The sequence below is a fragment of the Chamaesiphon sp. OTE_75_metabat_556 genome (genome assembly GCF_031378165.1).
Classification (GTDB): Bacteria; Cyanobacteriota; Cyanobacteriia; order Cyanobacteriales; family Chamaesiphonaceae; genus Chamaesiphon.
This window is the reverse complement of sequence record NZ_JANNDR010000153.1, coordinates 1-7,080: the sequence shown is the minus strand read 5'-3', so window position 1 is coordinate 7,080 and position 7,080 is coordinate 1. Positions and strand designations below refer to the sequence as shown.

Below are 7,080 nucleotides of genomic sequence, written 5' to 3'. Positions count from 1 at the left end.
AATTCATGAATTACCCCTACCATCAATTTTCAGATGTAGATAGTAGGGTAGTAACCACCCTCATAATTCTATTAATTATCAACTATCAATTATCAATTATCAATTAATAGATGGATTTACTCCGCTCCCTGCCCATTGGATTATATTTAGAACAGCCAGTCACTTGGCTGCATCGGCTCGATCCGCGAGTTAAACTCGGTTGGCTGTTGAGTTTTCTATTAGCACCGATCCTGGCTAGTGCAAGCTGGAAATTGGGTTTAGTCGTGCTACTAGTCCTGATTAGTCTACTCGCGGGGATCCCTTGGCGCGCACTCAAACAGCAGATGGGATGGCTATTACTATTTGGGGGCGCAATTTTTCTAGTGGGGATGTTTGCCCCAGATAGTATTAACGTCACTCAGCAAGTGCGATCGCCTGCTGATGCTGGTATCGAAATCGTCCAACCTTATCAATATATCTTATTCAAAATTGATAGTGGGATTATCCATCTCAAAATCACCAAAAAATCGTTAGATAATGCTATTTATGCCAGCACATTAATCTTCACCTCGATCTATAGTGCTACGGTTTATCTGCTGACGACTTCTCCCGAAGAAGTTACGACTGGATTAGACCATTTGATGGCACCGCTCCGCCGCTGGCATGTGCCCGTAACCGAGATTACACTGACGCTCACCCTCGCGCTCCGCTTTATTCCCCTAGTACTAGAAGAGATCCAAAATTTAGTGCGATCTGTATATACCCGCGCGATCGATTGGCAAAAATTAGGACTCAAAAATAGTGCCAAAGTTTGGTTGACCGTATCGGAAAAAATCCTTGAAAATCTCCTCAGCCGCGCCCAACAAATTGCGATCGCCATGCAAGTTCGCGGCTTCACTACTCCCAATACTCATAAGGTAGAATGGCATCAATTAAGGTTAAGAAAAATTGACTTCTTGGCGATCGCCATTCTCGGTATCTTCTGGATCGCCAGATTTTCAATCGGCGGTCAATTTACTTGAATTAGGTTTTAGGCTTTAGGTTTTAGGTGTTAGGGAATAGTGATTGGAGGGGTTGTCCCCAAGTCCCCAAGTCCCCAAGTTCCCCCGTTCCCTCGTCCCCTTCACTCGCTTTGCATTTATCCCTGCCCCTCAACAATCGTACTGGCTCCTACATCTTCGATCGATTATTTCGGTGCGATCGCATTGCGACTTTATTAGAAAGTCCAGTGATTAATAGCGATCGATCTACATTAACCAGATACTCGATTTGCGCTGGTTCGCCCCAAACGATCGATGGTCAACCACAAATATTTACGCCAGCCATCGGTGGGATTTTAGATTGTTTGCGCGGCTTATTAGCTAATCCCGATCGGGAGCAAAGATCCGATTTACCAGCCCATTTACCCTTTGTAGGCGGTTGGTTGGGCTGGCTGGGTTACGAACTAGCCTGGGAGATCGAAGCACTCCCAGAGCGCAAACCAGACCCGCTGCCATTTCCGATCGCTTATTGGTATGCTCCCCAGGCATTGGCGATTTTAGACCACTGGGAACAACTCTTATATATATCGGCACCCACCGCCGCAGCATTAACCAAACTGACTGCGAAATTAGCCGGAACTGATGCTGGGGATCGCCACACAGCAACGGTGCCAACATCTTCGATCTCTACAGAATTAAATTTTCACACCTCAGCCGCTGAGTATCAACAGGCGATCGTTCAAGCTCAAAAATACATTCAAGCTGGCGATATTTTTCAAGCTAATTTATCCCTGCGCTTTAGTACTCAGACCGATCTCGACCCCTGGCAGATCTATCAAAATCTCCAAAGCATCAACCCTTCCCCATTTGCCAGCTATTGGCAGACACCGTGGGGATCGATGATGAGTTGCTCCCCCGAACGACTAGTCCAGTATCAACCGCCACTCGCCACCACTCGCCCGATCGCTGGTACCCGCAAACGCGGTCATACTCCCGCCCAAGACAGCCAATTAGCCCAAGAACTCTTAGCTAATGAAAAAGAGATTGCCGAGCACATCATGCTCGTCGATCTCGAACGCAACGATCTCGGTCGCGTCTGTCGGTGGGGCAGCGTCCAAGTCGATGAATTACTCTCGATCGAACGCTACAGTCATGTCATGCACCTCGTCAGTAATGTGACTGGCGAATTGGATTCCCAGTTTGACTCGATCGATCTGATTCGCGCCATGTTTCCAGGCGGCACGATTACTGGCTGCCCCAAAGTCCGCTGTCTGGAAATTATCGCCGACCTCGAACCCTGCCCCCGTAACTTGTTTTATGGCTCCTGCGGCTATCTCGATCGGCGCGGTCGCTTAGACCTCAATATTTTGATTCGGACATTGTTGTATCATCAAGGCACCGTCTGGGGGCAAGTTGGTGCCGGTATCGTCGCCGACAGCCATCCCCAGCGTGAGTGGCAAGAATCTCTCCAGAAAGCTGCTGCTCAGATCGCTGCGTTGGGTATTATAAGTTAGGGGTCAGGCTTTAGGCTTAGACTTTAGGCTTTAGGCTTTAGGCTTTAGCAAGTTTTAATAGCTTCCACTATCCACTATCCACTATTCACTATCCACTATTCACTCCCAACTCCCAACTCCCAAAGCCTAACCAATGACTTCCGAAAACTACCTCAACCACCCGACCTTTGGCTTGCTCTATCGCATCTGTATTGTTGAGGAGAACCAAGAACTCTTTACGACTCTTTACGCACAGCGTGTTTTTTTTCTAGTTACTTCTAATGCCGAAGGACTAGCATTTCAGCCGGTGACTCGTGCTGATGCTCGCTTGACGATCGATACCCGCATTCGCCTTCTCAGACGTAACGGCCAAATCCTCGAATCTCAAGAGCTACAATCAACGATGCAAAAAAATTTCCCGGGCTAGCCAAATCGTGGTGTCAACACGAGTAGATTAGATCGGTCATAATCTAGACTAGGAGCGCGATCCCTATTCACTACTCCCTACCCCCTACCCCCTACTCCCTAAATGACGATCGCGCACAACATAGAGACTATTCGTCGAGATTTACCCGCTTCAGTCAGATTGATGGCGGTAAGCAAGCAAGTACCAGCAACCTTGATGCGGGAGGCTTATGCTGTGGGCATTCGGGATTTTGGCGAGAGTCGGATTCAAGAAGCGCAGGCAAAACAGCAAGAACTAGCCGACTTGACCGATCTGTGTTGGCATCTGATCGGCCATTTGCAGGGTAATAAGGTACGCAAAGCAGTTCAGATCTTTGACTGGATTCACTCCGTCGATAACCTCAAACTACTCCAGCAGATCGATCGAGTCTGTCGTGAATTAGACAAAAAAATCGACATCTGTCTCCAAGTTAAAATTTTGCCCGATCCCGATAAATATGGCTGGGAGATTCCCGATCTGCTCGCCGATTTGCCCCAGATTGCTCAGTGCGATCGCCTGCACATTCGGGGTTTGATGGCGATTCCCCCACTAGGTTTAACCACAGCCCAAACGCAACAATTATTCGAGCGGACGCGGGATCTCAGTCAGGAGATCGCCCAACAACCGGGATTGAATCTCCAGATCACCGAACTATCGATGGGTATGTCTGGCGACTATCTACCCGCGATCACTGCGGGGGCAACGATCGTCCGACTCGGCAGTATTTTATTCGGCCAACGCATTAAGGAATAACAACTGATTGTAAACAATTGTTGCTTAGTATCAAGTAAAATTAGCTGAGTGATTTTTTGGACTTCGATCGGTACTAAACTATGCAACTGTGTCTAATTGTCTTACGCCTTCTACCTTGAGGGGAGGGTCTAGTGAGTGGCTAACATCACCACTTCACAACCTGGCGATCGCTAGAGAGCTTACTAAAATTCTGCTGGTGTCAGCGATAATCTGAGATCGGGAACAGTTTTTGGAGCTAGATCGTCTCACCTCAAAATTGGTGTCGCAGTCATAGCCGACTGTCACGAGCCAAATTAGAAGGCGAACGTATAGAGGATGGGTACCAATGCACGAATAACTGAAAAATCTAATTTTCGAGGTATTGATTTAAGGGATGTTAATTAAATCCGTTGATTTGAATAAGAGTATTTTTTTGTTGGTGTAAGATGCTTAAGTTATGTTAAGCAATCTGACTTTCCCATTAACAAACAGCTCTGAGCTTGTAGGTGTCACTACAACAGAGATCGACTCGGCAATGGCTGTCAAAGCTATTGTAATTTAATGTAAGATAGTTCTCGTCCGCATTTTCTACCATCCCGATCGCCGATCGGACTGTATATGGGTCATGAAATTCAGGTTTTTTCAGCAGAATGGCCGAATGAAGACTGAACGCATGTGAATATGAGAAGTTTAATTTTCTATAGATTCTCTTTATATTCTTGATTTCGTGGTATTATGCTCGATGTCGGAGCGAATAATACCCGCGTATTATTTGTGACCAAGCCAATCAGGGTTGAGTCTTCTGACATTTGTATCATCCACAAATTAGTGCTTCAGACAATAATCGATCAAGTACTGTATTTGTCGTTGAAGACTAGCTTTTCGAGAGTAGGTCAGCAGCAGTTACAGACACACAGCATCCATACCACCACCACAGGGCGCAGGAGTAGTTAAAGGTGAAAGTTTTAGATAGATTCAAAGATTTCATGGGTTTGAACGAAGAATACGATGATTGCGATGACACGGATAGCGATGCGTATCGCAGTGAGTTTCAGCAGCCAGAACCCCCAGTCCAACAGCCAGTTGTTGAAGAAGAACGGCGTGGCTTCCGACGGGTAACCGCCGAGACTCGCACTCCTGCCAAAATCAATAACGTCGTGGGGATGCCAGGGATCGTGCATGGAGTATCGGAAATGATCTTAATCGAACCACGTTCTTTTGAAGAGATGCCCCAAGTCATCGATGCCTTGCGCCAAAGAAAGTCGGTCATCCTCAATATGACACTAATTCGACAAGAAGAAGCTCAACGATCTGTAGACTTCGTGGCTGGCGGTACATATGCAATTGACGGCCACTACGAACGGATTGGCGATAATATTTTCTTATTCACGCCAAACTGCGTCCAAGTCAGTACTCCGACCACTGTCATGACTGACACGGTTAACCAGCAAGCACCAGCAGAGCGGACAGTCAGTCGCAATCGGACGAGTCAGCCGATGCAGACATGGGGCAACGAGCCAATCGTCGCTGCTCAGTAACTTAGTTAACTAGGGCAACTGCGACAAGTTTTGAGCAGCTCGATAACTGGAAGTAGTAAGATGTCTGTCAAACTAGGTGTCATCGGTGGCGGGGTGATGGGTTCTGCCATCGTCTCCCGCCTCATTACACAAGGTACTTATCAGAGTACCGAAATCATCATCGGTGAACCCACACTCAAACAACGGGAAGCCCTCCATCAACAGTATGGAGTTCAGGTAACCGATGATAATAATTTGGTGGCAATGGCTCCAGTTTTATTACTGGCAGTCAAGCCCCAAATTTTTGATGTGGTGGCTAGTGCGATTGAGCGATTCAATCCCGACCAAGTCGTAATTTCGATCCTGGCTGGAGTCAGTATCGCCCAGCTCGAACGGGCATTTCCCGATCGAGCCGTAGTCCGGGCGATGCCCAATACGCCCGCAACTGTCGGGATGGGTTTGACAGCACTTGCGGCGGGATCGCTGGTCAGTGCCGAGCAAATGGAGCTAGCGACCCAAATTTTTCAAGCCGTTGGGGAAGTCGTCACTGTCCCCGAATCCTTAATGGATGCCGTTACTGGTTTGTCCGGTTCTGGCCCTGCTTATGTAGCCATGGCGATCGAGGCACTCGCCGACGGGGGGGTCGCTGCCGGTCTGCCCCGCGCGATCGCCGATCGACTCGCCTTGCAGACCGTGCTGGGTACAGCTACACTCTTAAAAGAATCACAACTCCATCCCGCCCAATTAAAAGATCGCGTTACCAGTCCTGGTGGGACGACGATTGCAGGAGTTACCAAGTTAGAACAAGCAGGTTTTCGATCGGCACTAATTGAAGCGGTGATTGCCGCCAGCAAAAGATCTCAGGAATTGGGTAACGGTTGATAGTTGATAGTTGATAGTTGATAGTGAGGAGTAGCTTACTTCCAGTTACAGCTTGTCTTGCTTCCGATCTAGCCACACATCTAGTGCCTCACTTCCCAATATGGCTTCTAACTCTAGCAACCAGCGTCGATCCAATCCTAATCCTCGCCGCCGGAAACCAGCCCGACAACTTCAAGCCAGACAGATCGATCGATCTGTCTGGCTCTTGATTCTCTTGGTGCGAGCGAGCATCTGTGGATTGGGTGCGAGTGCGATTGCCGGGACGGCGATGTCGATCGTCAATCCGCCCAAACCCCCGATCGCCATCGAGATCGCGCCCCCACCCAAACCACTACCGATCCCGCTGGATAATCTCCATCAAACTACTGCTAGTCTCGACCTCACCAAACAGCTTCAGGCTGCTAGTAGAACCAAAGTCAAGCTAGATGCCAGTTATATTTTCGTCAATAGCGATAGTGGTGAATACAGCCAACTGGGAGCCGATCGAGTTCTCCCAGCAGCTAGTACGATTAAATTACCGATCCTAATCGCCCTGTTTCAGGATGTCGATCTGGGGAAAGTCAATTTAGCCGAACAACTCACCATCGACCAAAAATCGATCGCGGGCGGATCTGGCGATCTCCAAGCGCAAAAACCAGGAACGAAAGTCAGTATCCTCGTCGCTGCCACCAAAATGATCGTCATCAGCGATAATACCGCCACCAATCTGCTGATTCGACGATTGGGTGGGGCAGCAGCCCTCAATCAAAGATTTCGGAACTGGGGACTCCAAGCGACTACCATCAATCGTCCCCTCCCCGATCTCGACGGCAAAAACGTTACCACCGCTAGAGAATTAGCGCGATTGGTGCGGGCGATCGATGTCGTCGATCGATCGCCCCAAGGCCGTAAAATTGTTTCGGATGCTTCCCGCCGCCAACTGTTGCAGATGATGAGCAACACCACCCGCAATACTATGCTCCCCCAAGGCTTGGGTGCCGGCGCAAAAATCGCTCACAAAACTGGCGACATTGGCTCGCTGATTGCCGATGTCGGATCGATCGAACTCCCCT

7 protein-coding genes are annotated in these 7,080 nt (G+C 48.6%); all 7 read left to right on the top strand.

The window, feature by feature from the left end; all coding sequences use genetic code 11:
* Positions 1–110: 110 nt before the first annotated feature.
* Positions 111–1,001, top strand: a complete 891-nt coding sequence (locus tag RMO27_RS06485) for a CbiQ family ECF transporter T component (protein WP_309730738.1) — start codon at positions 111–113, stop codon at positions 999–1,001.
* 110 nt (positions 1,002–1,111) lie between these two features.
* The gene (locus tag RMO27_RS06480) at positions 1,112–2,473 is read left to right on the top strand and encodes an anthranilate synthase component I (protein WP_309730736.1); all 1,362 of its coding nucleotides are present in this window, start codon (positions 1,112–1,114) and stop codon (positions 2,471–2,473) included.
* A gap of 133 nt (positions 2,474–2,606) precedes the next feature.
* Positions 2,607–2,879: a transcriptional coactivator PipX gene (pipX, locus tag RMO27_RS06475; RefSeq protein WP_309730733.1), complete on the top strand. Its 273-nt coding sequence runs from the start codon at positions 2,607–2,609 to the stop codon at positions 2,877–2,879.
* Between the two features lie 102 nt (positions 2,880–2,981).
* A complete protein-coding gene (locus RMO27_RS06470) occupies positions 2,982–3,650 on the top strand; it encodes a YggS family pyridoxal phosphate-dependent enzyme (RefSeq protein ID WP_309730731.1) in 669 nt (222 codons plus the stop codon).
* A gap of 935 nt (positions 3,651–4,585) precedes the next feature.
* Positions 4,586–5,167 (top strand): cell division protein SepF, encoded by a 582-nt coding sequence (locus tag RMO27_RS06465; RefSeq protein WP_309730729.1) that lies wholly within the window; start codon positions 4,586–4,588, stop codon positions 5,165–5,167.
* A gap of 60 nt (positions 5,168–5,227) precedes the next feature.
* A complete protein-coding gene (gene proC / locus RMO27_RS06460) occupies positions 5,228–6,028 on the top strand; it encodes a pyrroline-5-carboxylate reductase (protein ID WP_309730726.1) in 801 nt (266 codons plus the stop codon).
* 100 nt (positions 6,029–6,128) lie between these two features.
* Positions 6,129–7,080 (top strand): serine hydrolase (locus RMO27_RS06455; protein ID WP_309730724.1); only part of this gene is annotated, 952 nt, incomplete at its 3' end.